The following is a 20015-nucleotide window of genomic DNA, read 5'->3' as shown; positions in this document are numbered from 1 at the left end:
TGAGCGGGACACTATGGAACATAGAGAAACGCCGTTGCTCTCGCGATCCGGTGCCGACGTCCGCCCGTCGTAGCCAGGAATGGGTCCGCAAACGCCGCCGTAACAGCGGCGTAGCGGAGGTGCCCCAAGTTCCGCGCGAAGGACCGGCGGTTATGATCCCCGCCCTTGGCACGTTGCTTGAGCAATAGGCCGCGACAGTTTCATTTTTTCACTCGCGGGCCTGTCGGCCCCACACAGGAGAATCCAGATGAGCGCATCCGCTGGCGCGCGTTTCCGCACCGCCCTCGCCGAGGAAAAGCCGCTGCAGGTCATCGGGGCGATCAACGCCAACCATGCCCTGCTCGCCAAGCGGGCGGGCTTTCGCGCGATCTACCTGTCGGGCGGCGGCGTCGCCGCCGGCTCGCTGGGCCTGCCGGACCTGGGCATCAACACGATGGACGACGTGCTCACGGACACGCGCCGCATCTCGGATGTCTGCGACCTGCCGCTGCTGGTCGACATCGACACCGGCTTCGGTCCGAGCGCGTTCAACATCGAGCGCACGATCAAGTCGCTGATCAAGGCCGGCGCCGCTGCCTGCCACATCGAGGACCAGGTCGGCGCCAAGCGCTGCGGTCATCGTCCGGGCAAGGAGATCGTCGGCAAGGACGAGATGGTGGATCGCGTGAAAGCGGCCGCCGATGCGCGCACCGACGAGAAGTTCTTCCTGATCGCGCGCACCGACGCCATCCAGGCCGAGGGCGTGGACGCCGCCATCGAACGCTCGATCGCCTGCGTGGAAGCCGGCGCCGACGCCATCTTCGCGGAGGCCGCCTACGACCTGCCGACGTACAAGCGCTTCGTCGATTCGGTGAAGGTGCCGGTGCTCGCCAACATCACCGAGTTCGGTGCGACGCCGCTGTTCACGCGCGACGAGCTGGCTTCCGTGGGTGTGGCCATCCAGCTCTATCCGCTGAGCGCGTTCCGCGCCGCCAACAAGGCCGCGGAGGCCGTCTACACTTCCATCCGCACGAAGGGTCATCAGAAGGACGTGATCGATCTGATGCAGACGCGCGTGGAGCTGTACGACCGCATCGGTTACCACGCGTTCGAGGGCAAGCTCGACGCGCTCTTCGCCGCGAAGAAGAAGTAATCACCGCTTCCCAACACGCCGTAAGTCCCCCTTACGACCGACTGACCCCAAGACGATTCCAGGACCAGGAGAGAACATGAGCGAAGCAACGCCCGCCCCCGGCTTCAAGCCGAAGAAGTCCGTCGCACTGTCCGGCACCGCCGCCGGCAACACCGCGCTGTGCACCGTCGGCCGCAGCGGCAACGACCTGCACTACCGCGGCTACGACATCCTCGACGTCGCCACCACCTGCGAGTTCGAGGAGATCGCGCATCTGCTGGTGCACGGCAAGCTGCCGACCACCGCCGAGCTGTCCGCCTACAAGGCCAAGCTCAAGGCGCTGCGCGGCCTGCCCGCCGCCGTGAAGACGGCGCTCGAACAGCTTCCGCCGTCGGCGCATCCGATGGACGTGATGCGCACCGGCGTCTCGGTGCTGGGTTGCGTCAAGCCGGAGAAGGACGACCACAACCATCCGGGCGCGCGTGACATCGCCGACAAGCTGATGGCCTGCCTGGGTTCGATGCTGCTGTACTGGTACCACTTCGCCTACAACGGCAACATCATCGACGTCGAGACCGACGACGATTCGATCGGCGGCCACTTCCTGCACCTGCTGCACCAGGAGAAGCCGCGCGAGTCCTGGGTCAAGGCGATGCACACCTCGCTGGTGCTGTATGCGGAGCACGAGTTCAACGCCTCGACGTTCACGTCGCGCGTCGTCGCCGGCACCGGCTCCGACATGTACTCGGCGATCTGCGGCGGCATCGGTGCGCTGCGCGGACCCAAGCACGGCGGCGCCAACGAAGTCGCCTTCGAGATCCAGAAGCGCTACGACAATCCGGACGAAGCCGAAGCCGACATCAAGGCCCGCGTCGAGAAGAAGGAAGTCGTCATCGGCTTCGGCCACCCGGTCTACACGGTCAGCGATCCGCGCAACAAGGTGATCAAGCAGGTCGCCAAGGACCTGTCGGCCGAAGAGAAGAACATGAAGATGTACGACATCGCCGAGCGTCTCGAGACGGTGATGTGGGATATCAAGAAGATGTTCCCGAACCTCGACTGGTTCAGCGCGGTGAGCTACCACATGATGGGCGTGCCCACCGACATGTTCACGCCGCTGTTCGTCATCGCGCGTACGTCGGGCTGGAGTGCGCACATCATCGAGCAGCGCATCGACGGCAAGATCATTCGCCCGAGCGCGAACTACGTCGGCCCCGAGGACCAGAAGTTCGTCCCGATCAAGGACCGCAAGTAAGCAGGAGCGTCACGGGGTCGTCGCGTCAGCGGCGACCCCGGCGTCACGCATCAGAGCAAGCTCGAACCGCCAGCCTGAGTCTCAGAGTTCCTTCCATGAACACCGCACATCGCAAGAATCTTCCCGGCACGAAACTCGACTACTTCGACGCGCGCGAAGCCGTCGAGGCGATCAAGCCCGGCGCCTGGGCGAAGCTGTCGTACACCGCCCGCGTTCACGCCGAGAATCTCGTGCGCAAGGGCGAACCCGAGAAGGTCAACGCCTATCTGGGCCAGCTCATCGAGCGCAAGCGCGACCTCGATTTCCCGTGGTTCCCGGTGCGCGTGGTGTGCCACGACATCCTCGGGCAGACCGCGCTGGTCGACCTCGCGGGATTGCGTGACGCCATCGCCGACATGGGCGGCGATCCGGCCAAGGTGAATCCGGTGGTGCCGGTTCAGCTGATCGTCGATCACTCGCTCGCGGTGGAGTACGGCGGTTTCGAGAAGGACGCGTTCGCCAAGAACCGCGCGGTGGAAGATCGTCGCAACGACGACCGCTTCCACTTCATCGACTGGACCAAGAAGGCCTTCAAGAACATGGAGGTCATCCCGCCGGGCAACGGGATCATGCATCAGATCAACCTGGAGCGAATGAGCCCGGTGATCTACAAGCAGGACGGCGTCGCGTTCCCCGATACCTGCGTCGGAACGGACAGCCACACGCCGCACGTCGACGCGCTCGGCGTCATCGCCATCGGTGTCGGTGGCCTCGAAGCCGAGAACGTCATGCTCGGTCGCGCGTCGTGGATGCGCCTGCCCGACATCACCGGCGTGGAACTCAGCGGCAAGCCGAAGGAAGGCATCACGGCGACCGACGTCGTGCTCGCACTGACCGAATTCCTGCGCAAGGAGAAGGTCGTCGGTCACTACCTGGAATTCCGTGGCGAAGGTGCAGCGGCGCTGACGCTGGGCGATCGCGCGACGATCTCCAACATGGCGCCGGAGTACGGCGCCACGGCGGCGATGTTCTTCATCGACAAGAACACCATCGAGTATCTGAAGCTCACCGGTCGCGACGACGAGCAGGTCAAGCTCGTCGAGACCTACGCGAAGGAAGCCGGACTGTGGGCCGATGCACTCAAGACCGCCGAGTACGAGCGCACGCTGACGTTCGATCTGTCGACGGTCGTGCGCAACATGGCCGGCCCTTCGAACCCGCACAAGCGCCTGCCGACGTCGGCGCTGGCCGAGCGCGGCATCGCCGCCGCGTGGGAACAGCCGGCCGACGGCAAGATGCCGGACGGCGCGGTGATCATCGCGGCCATCACGAGCTGCACGAACACCAGCAACCCGCGCAACGTCATCGCCGCCGGCCTGCTCGCACGCAACGCGAATGCGCGCGGCCTGACGCGCAAGCCCTGGGTGAAGTCCTCGCTCGCGCCGGGCTCGAAAGTGGTCGAAAGCTATCTGAATGAAGCCAAGCTGCTGACCGAACTCGAGCAGCTCGGCTTCGGCATCGTCGCGTTCGCGTGCACCACGTGCAACGGCATGAGTGGCGCGCTCGATCCGGTGATCCAGAAGGAAATCATCGACCGCGATCTGTATGCCACGGCGGTGCTCTCCGGCAATCGCAATTTCGATGGCCGTATCCATCCGTACGCGAAGCAGGCCTTCCTCGCCTCGCCGCCGCTGGTCGTGGCTTACGCCATTGCCGGCACGGTGCGTTTCGACATCGAGAAGGACGTGCTGGGCACGGACAAGGACGGCAAGCCCGTCACGTTGAAGGACATCTGGCCGACGGACGCCGAGATCGACGCGGTGGTCGCCAAGAGCGTCAACCCCACGCAGTTCCGCGCCGTGTACGAGCCGATGTTCCGCAAGGAAGCGGACGACGGCCTGAAGATCAGCCCGCTGTATGACTGGCGCAAGATGAGCACCTACATCCGCCGCCCGCCGTACTGGGAAGGCGCGCTGGCCGGCGAGCGCACGTTGAAGGGCCTGCGTCCGCTCGCGGTGCTGCCGGACAACATCACGACCGATCATCTGTCGCCGTCCAACGCGATCATGATGGACAGCGCGGCCGGCGAGTACCTGCACAAGATGGGCGTGCCGGAAGAGGACTTCAATTCCTACGCTACGCACCGCGGCGATCACCTGACGGCGCAGCGCGCCACGTTCGCCAATCCGCAGCTCGTCAACGAGATGGCGGTGGTCGACGGCAAGGTGAAGAAGGGATCGCTCGCGCGCATCGAGCCGGAAGGCAAGGTCGTGCGCATGTGGGAAGCCATCGAAACCTACATGGAGCGCAAGCAGCCGCTGATCATCGTGGCGGGCGCCGACTACGGTCAGGGCTCGTCGCGTGACTGGGCCGCCAAGGGCGTGCGCCTGGCCGGCGTGGAAGTCATCGCGGCCGAAGGCTTCGAGCGCATCCACCGCACGAACCTGATCGGCATGGGCGTGCTGCCGCTGGAGTTCAAGCCGGGCACGACGCGCCTGACGTTGGGCATCGACGGCACCGAGACCTACGACGTTACCGGCAAGCTCGCGCCGCGCACGACGCTGACGCTGGTGGTCACGCGCCGCAACGGCGAGAAGCTCGAAGTGCCGATGACCTGCCGTCTGGATTCGGACGAGGAAGTGTTGGTCTACCAGGCGGGCGGCGTGCTGCAGCGCTTCGCGATGGATTTCCTGGCTTCGACGAAGGCGGCCTGAGGTCGCGGTTGTTGACGGCGAGCATCGAAGCCGAAGCGCGTAGCCCGGACGAAGTCCGGGGCGGTAGGAGTTGCTCGGAAAAACCCCGGACTTCGTCCGGGTTACGGTGGCGTGTCACCGCGGGTGTCGAGCCCGCGTTCTGACACCTGCGAAGCGGTTGCGAGGACTTGCAGCATGGCCCTGAAAATCGGCATCAAGCAACTCGTCGCCGCCGCCAACGAGCGGATCCGGACGCTTAGCCTCGACGAGGCCAAAGCCCAGCTCGGCCAGCCCGACGTGGTCTTCGTGGACATCCGCGATCCGCGTGAACTCGAACGCGACGGCATGATCCCCGGCGCCTTCCACGCGCCGCGCGGCATGCTCGAGTTCTGGGTGGATCCGGAGAGCCCCTACTACAAGCCGATCTTCGGCGAGGACAAGACCTTCGTGCTGTATTGCGCCGGCGGTCTGCGGTCCGCGCTGTCGACGGCCACCTTGCAGGACATGGGGCTGCCCAAGGTCTGCCATGTCGCCGGCGGTTACGGCGCCTGGAAGCAGGGCGGCGGCGACATCGTCCCGTATCAACCCAAGCACAAGACCTGATCCGGAACTGGAGAGCCTCATGCCCGGCACTGTTCGTTTCCATCGCGTTTTGAAAGCGCCGCCCGAGCGCGTCTATCGAGCGTTTCTCGACTCGGCGGCACGATGCAAATGGCTGCCGCCGCACGGCTTCACAGGGACGGTTCACGAGAACGACGTGCGCGTCGGCGGCGTCCACCGGATGTCGTTCACCAATTTCGGCAGCGGCAAGAGCCACAGCTTCGGCGGTACCTACCTGGAACTGAAGCCGGGCGAGCGCATCCGCTACAACGATCGCTTCGACGACCAGAACCTGCCCGGCACGATGGAAGTCACCATCGAGCTGAAGGCCGTTCTCTGCGGCACCGAGCTGAACATCGTGCAGGACGGCATTCCCGACGTGATCCCGACCGAGTTCTGTTACCTGGGCTGGCAGGAGTCGCTGTCACTGCTCGCCAACGTGGTCGAGCCGAACCTCCCGGACGAGGGCTGAGCCATGCCCAACCCTCCTGCACAGTCGACGAACTGAGCGCCTGCCTTGGCGGCCATCGCACTTCCGGACGTTGCGGAAAATGTGATCCGGCGGCGATCGTGGCGGCAAGGAAGAGGCGCAATGCAGGGGGCGGCCCGGATCGGGCTGATCGTCATAGGATTTTGCGTGGGGTGGCCGATGCCTGAGTCGAACGCAGCGGACATCGAGGACTACAAGCAGGCGATAGCGAAAGACGACCCTGCGGAACTGGTCGCGCTGCTGCGAGCCGATGGACGACAGACGCCGCGCGATGCCGAAGGAAACACCGTTCTGCACCTTGCGTGTTCGCCGCTCGCCTGGAGGAATCGTGCGGGCGCGGTCGCAGCGGTGCTCGCAGCGGGCGCCGATCCGAACGCCGCCAACGATCGCGGATTCACGCCGCTGCACTTCGCGGCGACGACCGACTGCACGGACTGCGTGAAGGCCCTGATCGCGGCAGGCGCCAACGTCGGGACGCGCAGGATCGGAGGAAAGACGCCGCTGCATTTCAGCAGCGCCACCGCGTTGCCGCTGCTGCTGGCGGCGGGCGCTGATCTGAAAGTGCGCGACGACGACGGGCGCACCGTGCTGCACACCTCGTCGCTGACGGATGCGCGCTTGCGGGTCCTGGGCGTCAACGTGACCGATCGCTTCGGCTTCACGCCGCTGCACTACGCGGCGCTGCAGGGCACCGACGAGCGCATCGACTGGCTGCTCGCCAGCGGCGCGGATCCGGCGCTGCAAAGCACCGCTGCATTCACCAATCGGCACCTGATCGACGTCGCGGCCTTCGACGCGGACCTGCTCGAGTTCCCGGCCGGCCAGAGACCTTTCGACCTCGCCCGCTTCCGGCATGAGCAGACGCGCTGGTCGAGCGGTCGCTATCGCAGCACGTTCGAACGGCTCGACAAGGTCACGCCGCGCCGCAGCTTCTTCAGTCGATGAACCGGTGAGGGACATGTTCGATCTTCAGGACAGGGTGGTGCCCCCGCGTATCGCGGATATCGGGTTCACGGTGCCCTTGCCGTCGGACTGGATCTGGCACGCGCTGCCGGAAGAGGATCTGAATTTCGACAACCCCGCCTTCCTGGTGCCGCTCGCGGTGGTGGTCGCGCCGCATGCCATGCTGATCTGGACCGCGGCCGCGCGACCCGGATACGAAGAGGGCACGCTCAGCGATTGGGCGCGCTACCTGCTCGAGCAGCACGGTCTGAGCCCGCGCAGCTTCGGCGAGGCCTGGCTCGGCGCCTTGCCCGCCATCGTCGGCGAAGCCGAGCAGCCGAGCGATTTCGGCCCGATGACGGTGCGCTACGTCTTTGCCGAGGACGGCGGCCGCCTGATCAACGTCACGCTCAGTGCGCCGGCATCGCTGGCCTCCGCGATCGAACCCGTCTGGCGCGCGACGCTGGCGAGCTTCGCGCTGGCAGCGCCGAAAGGTCCGACGGTGCGGGTCTGGCCGGTCGTGGAAGCGGGCGATTCGGCGGTCGTGCAGTACAACGAGTACGTGGAGCCGGAAGCCAACACCGAGCAGGCTCCCGAGGCTCGCGACGAGAGTCCCGCCTGGTGGCGCGCGGCCCAGGCGCTCGAGGCGGCAGGCCATCTGGAAGAGGCGGAACTCGCCATTCGCGCGGCGGTTCCTCATCTTGGTGGACTGATCCAGATCGCGGAGCTGTATCGCCTGCGCATGCTGCGGCTGCGCGAAGCCGGCGACGCGGCAGGCGCTCGCGAGGCGCATCGCCGCGCGGTGAACTGGGCCGGCTTCTACGCCGCGTCGGCGACCAGCGGAGGCGAGGGCACGGCGCTGTCGGCCGAACGCGACGCCTTCATCGCGGCGCTGGGGCCCGAGTAGCGCATGAACTGGCAGACGATCTTCGAAGTCTCGCGCCCCGGCCTGCTCGATCTGCGCGGCGATCTTTTCATCGCGGCTGCGCTGGCAGCGGTGGGCCTGGTCTTCTACCTGCGGGCACGCAAGCGAAAGGAGCGCTCGGTCGTCGCGATCGCGATGGCCGTGTTCACCTGCGTGGTCCTGGTGTTCGCCTACGGCGTCGGCACCTGGGATCGCTGGCGGCTGGCGAAGCACCTCGCCGAAGGCTCCGTGCTGCAGGCGCAGGGCCTGGTGACGGGGCACGCGGTGTGGCGCGATGAAGTGTCGAGGGGGCCTGGCGAGACGCTGCGCCGATTCAACCACTGGGAGCGCGTGGAAGTCGGCGGCGTCAGCTTCATCTGGACACCCGGCGCGCACGAAGCGGCGTTCACCAACGCGCAGACGCCGCCGCTGCAGATCCAGGACGGGTTGCTGATGCGCATCGCCTATGTCGAAGACGTGGCCGGCGAGGCGCACCAGCGCCGCATCGTGCGGCTCGAAGTGGCGAACGTCGCATTGCTGCCCGACACGGAGGGGCCGCTTCCGAACGCCCCGTTCCCATCGACGTACTCGCCGTAGACCTCGTCATCACGGCTTGGGGTTGGCCGCCGCATCCCCAATTACAATGACGCACGCCGCACATTTTCCGATTCCCGAGACTCCCATGCCCCACGTTCCTCAAGTCAAGATTCCCGCCACCTACATCCGCGGCGGCACCAGCAAGGGTGTGTTCTTCAAGCTCGGCGATCTGCCCGAGCGCTGCCAGAAGGCGGGCGAGGCGCGCGACAAGTTGCTGCTGCGCGTGATCGGCAGCCCGGATCCGTATGGCGCGCAGATCGACGGCATGGGCGGCGCGACATCTTCCACGTCCAAGACCGTGATCCTGGCCAAGAGCACGAAGCCGGATCACGACGTGGACTACATGTTCGGCCAGGTGTCGATCGACAAGGCCTTCGTGGACTGGTCGGGCAACTGCGGAAACCTGACGGCGGCGGTGGGCTCGTTCGCGATCAGCAACGGTCTCGTCGATCCGGCGCGCGTTCCGCAGAACGGCTTCTGCGTCGTGCGCATCTGGCAGGTGCAGATCGCCAAGACGATCATCGCGCACGTGCCGATCACCAACGGACAGGTGCAGGAGACCGGCGACTTCGAACTCGACGGCGTCACCTTCCCCGCGGCCGAAGTGCAGATCGAATTCCTCGATCCAGCGGACGAGGGCGATGGCGACGGTGGCGGTTCGATGTTCCCCACCGGCAACCTCGTCGACGATCTCGAAGTGCCGGGCATCGGCACGTTGAAGGCGACGATGATCAACGCCGGCATCCCCACCGTGTTCATCAACGCCGCCGAGATCGGCTACACCGGCACCGAGCTGCGCGAAGCCATCAACACCAAGCCCGAGGCGCTGGCGAAGTTCGAGACGATCCGGGCCTACGGCGCGCTGCGCATGGGCCTGATCAAGGATGTCTCCGAGGCGGCCAAGCGCCAGCACACGCCGAAGGTCGCGTTCGTCGCGCCGCCGACGGACTACGTGTCGTCGAGCGGCAAGCAGGTCAAGGCCGGCGATGTCGATCTCAACGTGCGCGCGCTGTCGATGGGCAAGCTGCACCACGCGATGATGGGCACGGCTGCGGTCGCCATCGGCACGGCGGCGGCGATCCCGGGCACCTTGGTGAATCTGGCTGCCGGTGGCGGCGCGCGCGAAGCGGTCCGCTTCGGTCATCCCTCCGGCACGCTGCGCGTCGGCGCGGCGGCCGAGCAGGTCAACGGCGAGTGGAAAGTGAAGAAGGCCATCATGTCGCGCTCCGCGCGCGTGCTGATGGAAGGCTTCGTTCGCGTGCCGGGCGACGCGTTCTGAAGACGGGCTGCCACACCGCGGGCTGCGCGTGAGCCCGCAACCGGCTTCGGCGTCTGCGTCCGGCAAGGGCCTCGAGACCGGGTACCTGCTGGCCGCGGTGACGATCCTGATCTGGGCCGGCTTCGTCGTCGTGTCGCGTATTGCCGGCAAGAGCACGCTGACGCCGTTCGACGTGGCGGCGCTGCGCATCGGCACGGCTGCGCTGGTGCTCTCGCCGTGGTGGGTGCCGCGCCTGCTGAATCCGGCGCTGCGCCAGCTGCGCTGGTATCAGTCCGCGCTGTTCGCCGCGCTCGCGGGCGTTGCGTATCCCCTGGTCTGCTACGAAGGATTCGTACACGCGCCGGCCAGCCACGGCGCCGTGCTGATCTCGGGGACGATGCCGTTCTTCACGACGATCTTCGCGTTCGTGCTGCTCGGCGAACGGGCTGCGCGTGTGCGCCTGCTCGGCCTGTCGCTGATCGCGGCAGGCGTCGCTGCGATGTTTGCCGCCAACTTCACCGGTGCCGCATCGGCTGCGAGCAGCGGTTCGGTCCTGTTCGGTGATCTGATGTTCGTCTGTGCGAGCGCGCTGTGGTCGCTGTTCGGCACCCTGCTCAAGTTCTGGAAGGTGCGCGCGTTCACCGTCACCTTGGGCGTCGTCGCCTTCAGCGCGATGTTCTACCTGCCGATCTACGCGCTCGCGTTGCCGAAGAACCTGCTGCAGACGCCGATGGAGCAGGTCGTGCTGCAGGCGGTGTTCCAGGGTGTGATCGTCGTCTGCGTCGCGATGTGGACCTATGCGAAAGCCGCCGAACTCATCGGGCCTTCGAAGCTCGCGGTGCTGACGTCGCTGGTCCCCGCCACCGCGACGCTGATGGCGATCCCCATCCTCGGAGAGAGCCTGAGCGCCGCTGCGGCGATCGGCGTGGCGCTCACGTCGATCGGTGCGCTGATGGGGGCGATGGCGCGAACGCCGGAGCCGCGGGGTTCCTAGCTGACGTTGCCCGGACGAAGTCCGGGGTTTCTCTTGTTCGAGCAGTAGCCCCGGACTGCGTCCGGGCTACGGTAATGCGCTAGGACTTCGCGAGCTTGTCCTGCGTGCGCAACTCGAAGTCGCTCGCATCGTGGCGCTCGTGCAGCTGCTCGGACGGCTCGCCCCAGCTCCGGTTGACCATCTTTCCGCGCTTCGTCCCGGGGCGGGCTTCGATCTCGTGGGCCCAGCGCAGTACGTTCTTGTATTCGTGCACCGAGAGGAATTCCGCGGCGTCGTAGATCTTTCCGAACGCGAGCACGCCGTACCACGGCCAGACGGCCATGTCGGCGATCGAGTACTCCTTGCCGGCCAGGTACTGGTGCTCGGCGAGATGCTTGTCGAGCACGTCGAGCTGGCGCTTGGCCTCCATCGCGAAACGATTGATCGGGTACTCCATCTTGGTCGGCGCGTACGCGTAGAAGTGGCCGAAGCCGCCGCCGAGATAGGGCGCGCTGCCCATCTGCCAGAACAGCCAGTTCAGCGCCTCGGTGCGGCCGGTGTGATCCTTGGGCACGAAGGCGCCGCCGAATTTCTCCGAGAGATACAGCAGGATCGACGCGGATTCGAAGACGCGCGTCGGAGAGGGCTTGGTGGAGTGATCCACCATCACCGGGATCTTCGAGTTCGGGTTGATCTTCACGTAGCCGCTGGAGAACTGATCGCCTTCCTGGATCTTGATCAGCCAGGCGTCGTACTCGGCGCCCTTGTGTCCGAGCGCGAGCAGCTCCTCGAGCATCATCGTGACCTTCACGCCGTTGGGCGTGGCCAGCGAATAGAGCTGCAGCGGATGCTTGCCGACGGGCAGTTCCTTGTCGTGCGTCGGGCCGGAGATGGGACGGTTGATGTTGGCGAACTGGCCGCCGCTGGCCTTGTCCCAGGTCCAGACCTTCGGGGGCACGTAGGTATTCGAATCGGTCATCGTCGGAACTCCGGTCTGATGGATGGAGGAAAAAGAGGAGGCGGGCGTTGTAACCCGGCCGCGGACAGACTTCAAAGACCGCGGGATCGCCCTCGAGTGCCCGGACGCGGTCGACGTCGTTTCCTTGCCGAATCATCCTGCTGACGGCGGCGCCGTAGGGTGCGCCGCGCGCACGCAGCGGGCCAGCACACAACGTCCGCGTGCGCACAGCGCACCCTACCGGCTGCGGCACGAATCACCTACCTGTCATCCGAAATCCAGCATCGCCGGGCTTCGCCCGGGCTACGAGCGTCCGGCCGCCTCGCGCAAAAGCTCCTGCACCAGCGCGGCGGCGCCCAGGCTCACGTCCGTCCAGGTGATGTCGAAGCCCGCCGCGTCGCCGTAATAGGGATCCGCCACGGCTGCGCCGGCGCGTCCGTCCACGTGATCCAGCAACAGGCTCAGCGCGGCGCGCGCGGTGGCCGGGCGCAGCGCCGTCAGCTCCGCGAGGTTCTTGTCGTCCATCGCCACCATGTGGCTGTAGTGCGAGAAATCGGAGGCGCGCACCTGGCGTGCGCGATAGCGGCTGATGTCCACCCCGTTGCGCTTGGCGACGGCCTGGGCGCGAGGATCCGGCGCGTGTCCGGCATGCCAGTCGCCGGTGCCGGCGGAATCCACCTCGATGTCCAGACCGGCGCGCGCGAGCGCCTGCCGGAACGCGGCCTCGGCCAGCGGGGAGCGACAGATGTTCCCGAGGCAGACGAACAGCACGGCGGGCTTGTCGTTGTCGCGCATGGGATCGAAAGGCTGCAAGCGGCGGAAGGCCAGACATGGTCGAACCCGGACCGGCTTCGCACAAGGCGGGCGGCGCCGCATGGAATCGGGTGCCTGCATCGGCTTGCGAGCGGCCCGTTGACACGTTCCCGCAAATAGAGGAGAAACTCTAATAGGGAAACGCACTCGAGGAACGGGCTGCCGGGCAGGCCGGGTCCGCTTCGGGACGACCCTGCGCAACCGGAGATGAGCATGTCGACAAGTGCCGAGAATCCTGCCGCGGCCCCCGTGGGCGACTGGTGTGGAGCCGATCCGTTTGCACCGGATTTCCGCGACGATCCGTATCCCGCGCTGCATCGCCTGCGCGAGCAGGACCCGGTGAACCTGACGCCGGTGAACACCTGGCGCATCAGCCGCTACGACGACGTCGCCGCCATCTTCAAGGTGGCCAAGACCAGCCAGACGGCCACCGACGGCACGGCGCCGAACTTCGATCCGCTCGATCAGCGCGGCAGCTTTCTCGAATTCATGCTCAACAAGGACGACCCCGAGCACAAGCGACTGCGCCGCCTGGCCGCGCAGTCGCTGAGCGGCAAGACCGTTCGCCTGATGGAGGACGAGGTCAAGAGTTCGGTGCGCAACGCGATGGACACGGCGTTGAAGCAGGGCGGCATGGAGATCATCGCGGACATGGCGCACTACGTACCGTCGCGGATGATGTGCCAGATCATGGGCGTGCCGGAGAAGGACCGGCAGCTCTTCAACGAATGGACGGCTGCGCGCACCAATGCCTTCTTCGCGCGCTTCCTGCCGCCGGATGTGCAGAAGCGCACGCGCGACGCGGGCTGCGCGATGGCCGACTACTTCGAGGACCTCGTCCGCGTGCGGCGCAAGGCGCTGGGCGACGACATGGTCAGCGCGCTGATCCGTGCCGAGGATGAAGGCGACAAGCTGCGCGACGGCGAGCTGGTGGTGCAGGCCATCGGCATCATCATCGCCGGCTACGAGACCACGATCGGCATGATCGGCAACGGTCTGCGCGCGTTCCTCGATCATCCGGACCAGCTCGAGATCCTGCGCAAGGATCCGGAACTGATCGTCAACGCCTGCGAGGAATGCCTGCGCTACGACACGCCGATCCTGTTCAACTGGCGCGTGCTCGCGGAGCCCTTCGAAGTCGGCGGCAAGCTGCTGCCCACCGATGCGGTGATCTGGCAGATGCTCGGTTCGGCCAACCGCGATCCCGCGCGCTTCCCGGACCCCGACAAGTTCGACATCCGGCGCAAGGACGTGGCGCACCAGGCCTTCGGCGGCGGCATCCACTTCTGCATCGGCAATGCGCTGGCGCGCATGGAAGCACGCCACGCGATCAACGAATTCGCGCAGCGTACGAAGGGCTTGCGGATCGAGCAGGGCAAGCTCGAATGGTCGCATTCGTTCTTCCGCGTGATGGCCTCGTTGCCGATCACGTTTCACTGACGCACGCGACAAAAAACAACGAAAAAAGGAGAAGACGGCAGATGAGCGAACAACCGACCCTCGAGACGCGCTGGCTGATGAGCCTGCGCGGCAGCATTCCCCAGCCGGCCGTCGTGTCGCCGACGCTGATGGTGTTCAACGTCGACGACGCGAGCATCGAGAGCCCGCGCGTCAAGGCGAAGATCCTGAAGCCGAGCGGCGACTGGATCCGCATCCAGCCCAACGGCAACTGGAAGCTCGACGTGCGCCTGCTGATGGAGACCGACGACGGCGCGCCGCTGTACATCCACTACAACGGCGTGTTCCGGATGAACGAGCAGCTCGGTGCGCGGCTGGCGTCGGGCGAAGTGATTCCGGGCTCGGACATGTATTTCCGCAGCGCGCCGTACTTCGAGACCTCGTCCGCGAAGTACGGCTGGCTCAACGACATCCTGGCGGTCGGCAAGATGCGGAGTTTTGGCGGCGGGTCGGTGATCTACGACATTTTCGAGGTGTTGTGAGACACGCGGTTCTCCCTCTCCCCGTGCGGCCTCATCGCACGGCAAGAGGGAGTGCGTTCGTGTAGGCCGGCCCGCGACCGTGGCCCGCCGAACACGCCTGTGCCACGATCCCGGCTCAGCTGCGCCATGAGAGAGCCGTGTCGTCGAGTATCCGCAATTGCACCGTCCTGATTGCTGACATCGCAGGATCGGTGGCATTGCGTGTGGAAATCGGCGAAGTCGAAGCCAACCGGCGCATTCGCGAACTGCTGCAGCGGATCGCCACCGTTGCGCGCGGCAACGGCGCGACGTTCCTCAAATCCTACGGCGACGACATCGTCGCCACGTTCGAAGGCTCCGATTCCGGCGCTGCGTCCGCCGCGGCATCCGCCATCGCCGCGCAGCGCTGCGCCGAACAGGCTCATCTGCAGCTCTATGCCGGGATGTGCGCCGGGCCGGTGGAGTTCATCGAGACTCTCGGCCGGCCGGATGTCTACGGGCAGGCGATGAACCTCGCCGCGCGCCTGCACAAGCTCACCGAGGACGCCCCGGGCCGCATCTTCCTGCCGGCCGAACTCGTTCGCATGCTGCCGCCGCACCTGCAGCACGAGGCTTCCGCCTACGGGGCCCGCAAGATCAAGGGCTACGGACCGATGGAGGTCTGGACGCTGGCCTGGCGCGACCACTCCGCGACGGTCACCTTCGTTCCGCCGAAGAACATGGCCGCCGGTCTGTCGGGATCGCGGGCCGCGATGCTGGCGCTGTGGCATCGCGGGGTGCGCATCGACCTGGATCCGGCGGACGGCGCGTTCGTGATCGGCCGTTCCGTCGATTGTTCGCTGCAGGTCATGGATCCCGAACCGCGCATCTCGTCCAGGCACGTGACGATCCAGCTCGAGAGCGGGCTGTGGATGGCGCACGACGTCAGCCGCAACGGCTGCTGGGTGCGCGACGAACGCACCGGCGAGGAATTCCCGCTGCTGCCGGGCGCCAAGGCACGCCTGCCGGCGCGCGGGTCGATCTGCCTCGGGCGTTCGTTCTCGGAAGACCCGGGCGGCAGCTTCGTCGTGTTCTTCGAAGCCTCGCTGCGGCGCTGAGACCGTAGCCCGGACGAAGTCCGGGGTTGCGCTCCATATACGAGGGAGAACCCCGGACTTCGTCCGGGCTACGGGTGCTATCGAAACCCGATCACCGGCCACAGCACGATCACGGCGACCAGGTAGAGCAGCACCTTCATCATCACGCCGGTCGCGGATTTGAAATCGCCGTCGCGCGAATAACGGCGCGAGTTCACGAAGCCGACGACGTAGGCCACCGGATATCCGACCACGGCCAGGACGTGGAGCTGCTGCAACGGCGTGATGCCGTGTGCCAGCAGCGCGAACAGGCCGCCGAACAGCAGCAGCGGCGTTGCGATCACCGGAAGGCCGAGCAGGAGGCGCAGCGCCCACAGCGTGGTCTTGCTGCCCGTCGGCGTCGCAGGACCGCCGCCGGCCGCGGGGCTCACGCCTTCCCCGCGATGAACGATCGGACCCAGGCTTCCTGCTCGGGCGTATCCGGCACGGCGATGCGGCGCGCCTTGCCGAGCATCGGGAACAGCGCATCGGTGGCGACGCCGAGATCACTCAGCACACAGGCAGCGACCAGGCCCGAGCGTCCGATGCCGGCGCGGCAATGGATGCCCAGCTTGCGGCCCGCGCGAACCTGATCCGCCAGGCTGCGCACGAACGCACGCAGATCGGCCGCGGATGCCGGCACGCCGCGATCGGGAATCGGAAACGACAGGAACTGCAGGCCCGCCGCCTCGCAGTGCTCCGCCTCGCGTACGAGATCCAGTTCGCGGATCTCGGGCGCCGTCAGCAGCGACACCACGGTGTCGAGCCCGGCCTGCGCCAATCCGCGCATCTCGTCCTGCAGCCATTCGCCGGCGCGCGGACGCGGCATGATCGCGAGCCCTGGCGGCGCCGCCGCGTCCCGGATCCAGTAGAGATCGGGGATCAAGCGGCGGAGCCGGGCCGCATCGACGTCACTCGAGCTCGATCATCAGGTCCTTCGTGTTGACCGGCGTGCCGGACTTCACGTGGACCTTGACGATGCGCGCATCGCGCGGCGCGGCGATGACGGTTTCCATCTTCATCGCTTCGAGCACGGCCAGCGGCTCGCCCTTGGCGACGCTCGCACCCTGCGCGACGGCGACGCGCACGACCATGCCCGGCATCGGCGCGCCGATGTGATTCGGATTGTTCTCGTCCGCCTTGGGCCGCGCGATCTGCGCGGCCTTGCTGCCGGCGATCGGCACGCGGATCTGGCGACCCTGGCCGTTGAGTTCGAAGAACAGCTTCACGACGCCCTCGTCCTCCATCTCGGTGCGGCCCTGCAGGCGGATCACCAGCGTCTTGCCCTGATCGATGTCGACACTGATCTCCTCGTTCTCGCGCAGGCCGTAGAAGAACGTCGGCGTCGGCAGCTCGGTGAGATCGCCATAGAGCTTGCGGCTCTCGGCAAAATCCTTGAACACCTTCGGGTACATCAGGTACGAGGCGAGATCGCGGTCGTCGAGCTTGTAGCCGACGGTCTTCTCGCCCTCGGCACGCGCCGCCTCGAGATCCACCGGCGGCAGGTGATCGCCGATGCGGCCGACCACGGCCGGCTTGCCCTTGAGCACCTTGGCCTGCAGCGCAGCCGGCCAGCCGTCAGCCGGATAGCCGAGCTCGCCGCGGAACAGCTGCACGACGGATTCGGGAAAGTCGATCTGCTTCTCCGGGTCCGCCACGTCGGCCGGCGTCAGTCCCTGGCCGACCATGAACAGCGCCATGTCGCCGACGACCTTCGACGAAGGCGTGACCTTGACGATGTCGCCGAACAGCTTGTTGACGTCGGCATAGGCCTTGGAGACGTCGGCCCAGCGCGATTCGAGACCCAGCGAGCGCGCCTGCTCGCGCAGGTTCGTGTACTGGCCGCCGGGCATCTCGTGGTTGTAGACGTCGCCGGTGCCGGAACGGATGTCGGCCTCGAACGGCGAGTAGAAGCGGCGCACGCCTTCCCAGTAGTCCGACAGTTGCCGCAGCGCGCCCAGGTCCAGGCCGGGATCGCGCTCCGAGCCGGCCAGCGCCGCGGCGATCGATCCGAGGTTGGGCTGCGAGGTGAGGCCCGACATCGCATCGAGAGCGCCGTCCACCGCATCGCAACCGGCTTCCACCGCTGCCAGCACCGAGGCCGCCGCGATGCCGCTGGTGTCGTGCGTGTGGAAATGCAGCGGAATGCCGATCTCGCTCTTGAGCGCCTTGACCAGTTCACGCGCGGCGCGCGGACGGCACACGCCGGACATGTCCTTGATGCCGAGCACGTGGGCACCGGCCTTTTCGAGCTGCTTGGCCATGTCCACGTAGTACTTGAGGTTGTACTTCGGGCGGCTGGTGTCGAACAGATCGCCGGTGTAGCAGATCGTGCCTTCGCAGACGCCGCCGGCCTCGATCACGGCGTCCATCGCCACGCGCATGTTTTCGACCCAGTTCAGCGAGTCGAACACGCGGAAGATGTCGACGCCCGCGTCGGCCGCCTGCTTCACGAAATACTTGACGACGTTGTCGGCGTAGTTGGTGTAGCCCACCGCGTTGGCCGAACGCAGCAGCATCTGGAACGGGATGTTGGGGACGTGATCGCGCAGCGCCGCGAGACGTTCGAACGAATCCTCCTTGAGGAAGCGCAGCGCCACGTCGAACGTGGCGCCGCCCCAGCATTCCATCGAGAACAGGTTGGGCGCCATGCGCGCGTAGTACGGCGCGATGCTGAGCATGTCCTTGCTGCGCATGCGCGTGGCGAACAGCGACTGGTGCGCGTCGCGCATCGTCGTGTCGGTCAGCAGCACGCGTGGCTCGTTCTTCATCCAGTCCGCGAAGCCCTTGGGGCCGAGCTTCTTGAGGATGTCGCGCGTGCCCGCAGGTACCGGCGTCTTCAGCGACACCGCCGGCAGCGGCGCAGGCGCCAGCACGCCGTCCGGCGCCTTGCGTCCCTTCATCTCGGGATTGCCGTTGACGATGACCTCGCCGATGAAGCGCAGCAGCTTGGTCGCGCGATCCTTGCGCGGCGAGAATTGGAACAGCTCGGGCGTGGTGTCGATGAAGCGCGTCGTGCACTCGCCGCTGCGGAACAGCGGATGGCGGATCACGTTGTCGACGAACATCAGGTTCGTCGCCAGGCCGCGGATGCGAAATTCGGTCAGCGCGCGATGCATGCGTGCGATCGCCTCGTCCGAGGTCTGCGCCCAGGCCGTGACCTTGACCAGCAGCGAGTCGTAGTACGGCGTGATGACCGCGCCCGAGTACGAGGTGCCGCCGTCCAGGCGGATACCGAAGCCGGCCGGGCTGCGGTAGGCGATCAGTCGTCCGTAATCCGGCGTGAAGCCGTTCTCGGGGTCCTCGGTGGTCACGCGGCACTGCAGCGCGTGGCCGTCCAGCCGCACGGTGTCCTGCGACGGCAGCTTGGATTCGGGATCGCCGATGCGGCCGCCTTCGCTGACGCGGATCTGCGACTTCACGATGTCCACGCCGGTGACTTCCTCCGTCACCGTGTGCTCCACCTGGATGCGCGGATTGACCTCGATGAAATAGAACTTGCCGGTGTCGGCATCCATCAGGAACTCGACGGTGCCGGCGTGCGTGTAGTTCACGCTCTGGCACAGCCGCACGGCGGCGCCGCACAGCTCCTCGCGCTGCTCCTGCGTGAGATAGGGCGCGGGTGCGCGCTCGACGACCTTCTGGTTGCGCCGCTGCACCGAGCAGTCGCGTTCGAACAGGTGCATCACGTTGCCGTGGGCGTCGCCCAGGATCTGCACCTCGACGTGGCGCGCGCGGCGCACCAGCTTTTCGAGATAGCCCTCGTCGTTGCCGAAGGCGGCGAGCGCCTCGCGGCGGGCGGAATCCAGCGCCACCGGCAGGTCGGCTTCCGACTCGATGGCGCGCATGCCGCGGCCACCGCCGCCCCAGCTCGCCTTGAGCATCACCGGGTAGCCGATCTGCGCGGCGATCTTCTTCACTTCCTCGACGTCGCGCGGCAGCGTGCCGCTGGCCGGCAGGATGGGGACCTGCGCCGCCATGGCCGCCGCACGGGCGGCCACCTTGTCGCCCAGCGTGCGCAGCACCGTCGGCCGCGGGCCGATGAACTCGATGCCGGCGGCGAGGCAAGCCTCGGCGAAATGGGGGTTTTCCGACAGGAAGCCGTAGCCCGGGTGGATCGCGTCCACACCCGCTTCGGTGGCGATCCGGATGATGTCCGCGATGTCCAGGTAGGCCGCGATCGGCTTCTGGCCCTTGCCGACGAGGTAGCTTTCGTCCGCCTTGAAGCGGTGCAGCGCGAAGCGGTCTTCGTAGGCGTAGATCGCCACGGTGCGGATGCCCATCTCCGCGGCCGCGCGCATGACACGAATGGAAATCTCGCCACGATTGGCCACGAGCAGCTTCTGGATGCGCATCGTCCCGCGGTCTCCCGGTTCTTCGATTCTGTTGGCCAGAGCTTCCCTGCACG

General features: G+C 66.6%; 18 protein-coding genes. 13 read left to right on the top strand and 5 right to left on the bottom strand.

Features of this window, described 5'->3' with window-relative positions; genetic code table 11:
• Positions 1–247 precede the first annotated feature (247 nt).
• The 10 genes from prpB (at position 248) to DFR24_RS13540 (ending at position 10823) form a co-directional block, all read left to right on the top strand.
• Positions 248–1132, top strand: coding sequence for a methylisocitrate lyase (prpB, locus tag DFR24_RS13585; protein WP_133881942.1), 885 nt, complete (start codon positions 248–250; stop codon positions 1130–1132).
• A 76-nt stretch (positions 1133–1208) separates the two neighbouring features.
• Entirely contained in the window at positions 1209–2366 is a 1158-nt protein-coding gene (gene prpC / locus DFR24_RS13580) for a bifunctional 2-methylcitrate synthase/citrate synthase (RefSeq protein WP_133881941.1), read from the top strand.
• 95 nt (positions 2367–2461) lie between these two features.
• Positions 2462–5059 (top strand): Fe/S-dependent 2-methylisocitrate dehydratase AcnD, encoded by a 2598-nt coding sequence (gene acnD / locus DFR24_RS13575; protein ID WP_133881940.1) that lies wholly within the window; start codon positions 2462–2464, stop codon positions 5057–5059.
• Between the two features lie 174 nt (positions 5060–5233).
• Complete coding sequence (locus tag DFR24_RS13570; RefSeq protein WP_133881939.1) at positions 5234–5641, top strand: rhodanese-like domain-containing protein; 408 nt, start codon at positions 5234–5236, stop codon at positions 5639–5641.
• A gap of 19 nt (positions 5642–5660) precedes the next feature.
• Complete coding sequence (locus tag DFR24_RS13565) at positions 5661–6110, top strand: SRPBCC family protein (RefSeq protein WP_133881938.1); 450 nt, start codon at positions 5661–5663, stop codon at positions 6108–6110.
• 177 nt (positions 6111–6287) lie between these two features.
• Entirely contained in the window at positions 6288–7073 is a 786-nt protein-coding gene (locus tag DFR24_RS13560) for an ankyrin repeat domain-containing protein (RefSeq protein ID WP_162851205.1), read from the top strand.
• Between the two features lie 13 nt (positions 7074–7086).
• Positions 7087–7977, top strand: coding sequence for a hypothetical protein (locus DFR24_RS13555; RefSeq protein WP_133881936.1), 891 nt, complete (start codon positions 7087–7089; stop codon positions 7975–7977).
• A 3-nt stretch (positions 7978–7980) separates the two neighbouring features.
• Positions 7981–8571, top strand: a complete 591-nt coding sequence (locus tag DFR24_RS13550; protein WP_133881935.1) for a hypothetical protein — start codon at positions 7981–7983, stop codon at positions 8569–8571.
• 85 nt (positions 8572–8656) lie between these two features.
• A complete protein-coding gene (gene prpF / locus DFR24_RS13545) occupies positions 8657–9850 on the top strand; it encodes a 2-methylaconitate cis-trans isomerase PrpF (RefSeq protein ID WP_133881934.1) in 1194 nt (397 codons plus the stop codon).
• A gap of 28 nt (positions 9851–9878) precedes the next feature.
• Positions 9879–10823: a DMT family transporter gene (locus DFR24_RS13540; protein WP_133881933.1), complete on the top strand. Its 945-nt coding sequence runs from the start codon at positions 9879–9881 to the stop codon at positions 10821–10823.
• 79 nt (positions 10824–10902) lie between these two features.
• Here DFR24_RS13540 and yghU read toward each other — a convergent pair whose 3' ends face one another.
• Positions 10903–11781, bottom strand: a complete 879-nt coding sequence (gene yghU / locus DFR24_RS13535; protein WP_133881932.1) for a glutathione-dependent disulfide-bond oxidoreductase — start codon at positions 11779–11781, stop codon at positions 10903–10905.
• Between the two features lie 282 nt (positions 11782–12063).
• Positions 12064–12555: a low molecular weight protein-tyrosine-phosphatase gene (locus DFR24_RS13530; protein WP_133881931.1), complete on the bottom strand. Its 492-nt coding sequence runs from the start codon at positions 12553–12555 to the stop codon at positions 12064–12066.
• Positions 12556–12786: 231 nt separating this feature from the next.
• Here DFR24_RS13530 and DFR24_RS13525 point away from each other — a divergent pair, with 231 nt between their 5' ends.
• From DFR24_RS13525 to DFR24_RS13515, 3 genes are all read left to right on the top strand, one after another.
• Positions 12787–14013 (top strand): cytochrome P450, encoded by a 1227-nt coding sequence (locus tag DFR24_RS13525; protein WP_162851203.1) that lies wholly within the window; start codon positions 12787–12789, stop codon positions 14011–14013.
• A gap of 41 nt (positions 14014–14054) precedes the next feature.
• The gene (locus tag DFR24_RS13520; RefSeq protein WP_133881929.1) at positions 14055–14513 is read left to right on the top strand and encodes a DUF3237 domain-containing protein; all 459 of its coding nucleotides are present in this window, start codon (positions 14055–14057) and stop codon (positions 14511–14513) included.
• 137 nt (positions 14514–14650) lie between these two features.
• The gene (locus DFR24_RS13515; RefSeq protein ID WP_133881928.1) at positions 14651–15589 is read left to right on the top strand and encodes an FHA domain-containing protein; all 939 of its coding nucleotides are present in this window, start codon (positions 14651–14653) and stop codon (positions 15587–15589) included.
• A 77-nt stretch (positions 15590–15666) separates the two neighbouring features.
• Here the strand turns inward: DFR24_RS13515 and DFR24_RS13510 are convergent, their stop codons facing one another.
• From DFR24_RS13510 to DFR24_RS13500, 3 genes are read right to left on the bottom strand one after another with little or no spacing between them, the layout of a single operon-like run.
• A complete protein-coding gene (locus DFR24_RS13510) occupies positions 15667–15999 on the bottom strand; it encodes a hypothetical protein (RefSeq protein ID WP_133881927.1) in 333 nt (110 codons plus the stop codon).
• Positions 15996–16493, bottom strand: a complete 498-nt coding sequence (locus DFR24_RS13505; RefSeq protein WP_210772610.1) for a protein-tyrosine phosphatase family protein — start codon at positions 16491–16493, stop codon at positions 15996–15998. Before DFR24_RS13505 ends, DFR24_RS13510 begins: the two co-directional genes overlap by 4 nt.
• Positions 16494–16518: 25 nt before the next feature.
• Positions 16519–19962: a pyruvate carboxylase gene (locus tag DFR24_RS13500; RefSeq protein ID WP_133881926.1), complete on the bottom strand. Its 3444-nt coding sequence runs from the start codon at positions 19960–19962 to the stop codon at positions 16519–16521.
• Positions 19963–20015 lie beyond the last annotated feature (53 nt).

The organism is Panacagrimonas perspica, from assembly GCF_004364935.1.
GTDB lineage: Bacteria > Pseudomonadota > Gammaproteobacteria > Nevskiales > Nevskiaceae > Panacagrimonas > Panacagrimonas perspica.
This window is presented reverse-complemented; position numbering and strand designations above follow the sequence as displayed.

Bases quoted from the DNA above. Each gene is read 5' to 3' on its own strand.
- DFR24_RS13550 (WP_133881935.1), top strand. From the start codon at position 7,981: ATGAACTGGCAGACGATCTTCGAAGTCTCGCGCCCCGGCCTGCTCGAT.
- acnD (WP_133881940.1), top strand. From the start codon at position 2,462: ATGAACACCGCACATCGCAAGAATCTTCCCGGCACGAAACTCGACTAC.
- yghU (WP_133881932.1), bottom strand. From the start codon at position 11,781: ATGACCGATTCGAATACCTACGTGCCCCCGAAGGTCTGGACCTGGGAC.
- DFR24_RS13520 (WP_133881929.1), top strand. From the start codon at position 14,055: ATGAGCGAACAACCGACCCTCGAGACGCGCTGGCTGATGAGCCTGCGC.
- DFR24_RS13565 (WP_133881938.1), top strand. From the start codon at position 5,661: ATGCCCGGCACTGTTCGTTTCCATCGCGTTTTGAAAGCGCCGCCCGAG.
- DFR24_RS13570 (WP_133881939.1), top strand. From the start codon at position 5,234: ATGGCCCTGAAAATCGGCATCAAGCAACTCGTCGCCGCCGCCAACGAG.
- DFR24_RS13525 (WP_162851203.1), top strand. From the start codon at position 12,787: ATGTCGACAAGTGCCGAGAATCCTGCCGCGGCCCCCGTGGGCGACTGG.
- DFR24_RS13530 (WP_133881931.1), bottom strand. From the start codon at position 12,555: ATGCGCGACAACGACAAGCCCGCCGTGCTGTTCGTCTGCCTCGGGAAC.
- prpF (WP_133881934.1), top strand. From the start codon at position 8,657: ATGCCCCACGTTCCTCAAGTCAAGATTCCCGCCACCTACATCCGCGGC.
- DFR24_RS13555 (WP_133881936.1), top strand. From the start codon at position 7,087: ATGTTCGATCTTCAGGACAGGGTGGTGCCCCCGCGTATCGCGGATATC.
- prpB (WP_133881942.1), top strand. From the start codon at position 248: ATGAGCGCATCCGCTGGCGCGCGTTTCCGCACCGCCCTCGCCGAGGAA.
- DFR24_RS13500 (WP_133881926.1), bottom strand. From the start codon at position 19,962: ATGCGCATCCAGAAGCTGCTCGTGGCCAATCGTGGCGAGATTTCCATT.
- prpC (WP_133881941.1), top strand. From the start codon at position 1,209: ATGAGCGAAGCAACGCCCGCCCCCGGCTTCAAGCCGAAGAAGTCCGTC.
- DFR24_RS13560 (WP_162851205.1), top strand. From the start codon at position 6,288: ATGCCTGAGTCGAACGCAGCGGACATCGAGGACTACAAGCAGGCGATA.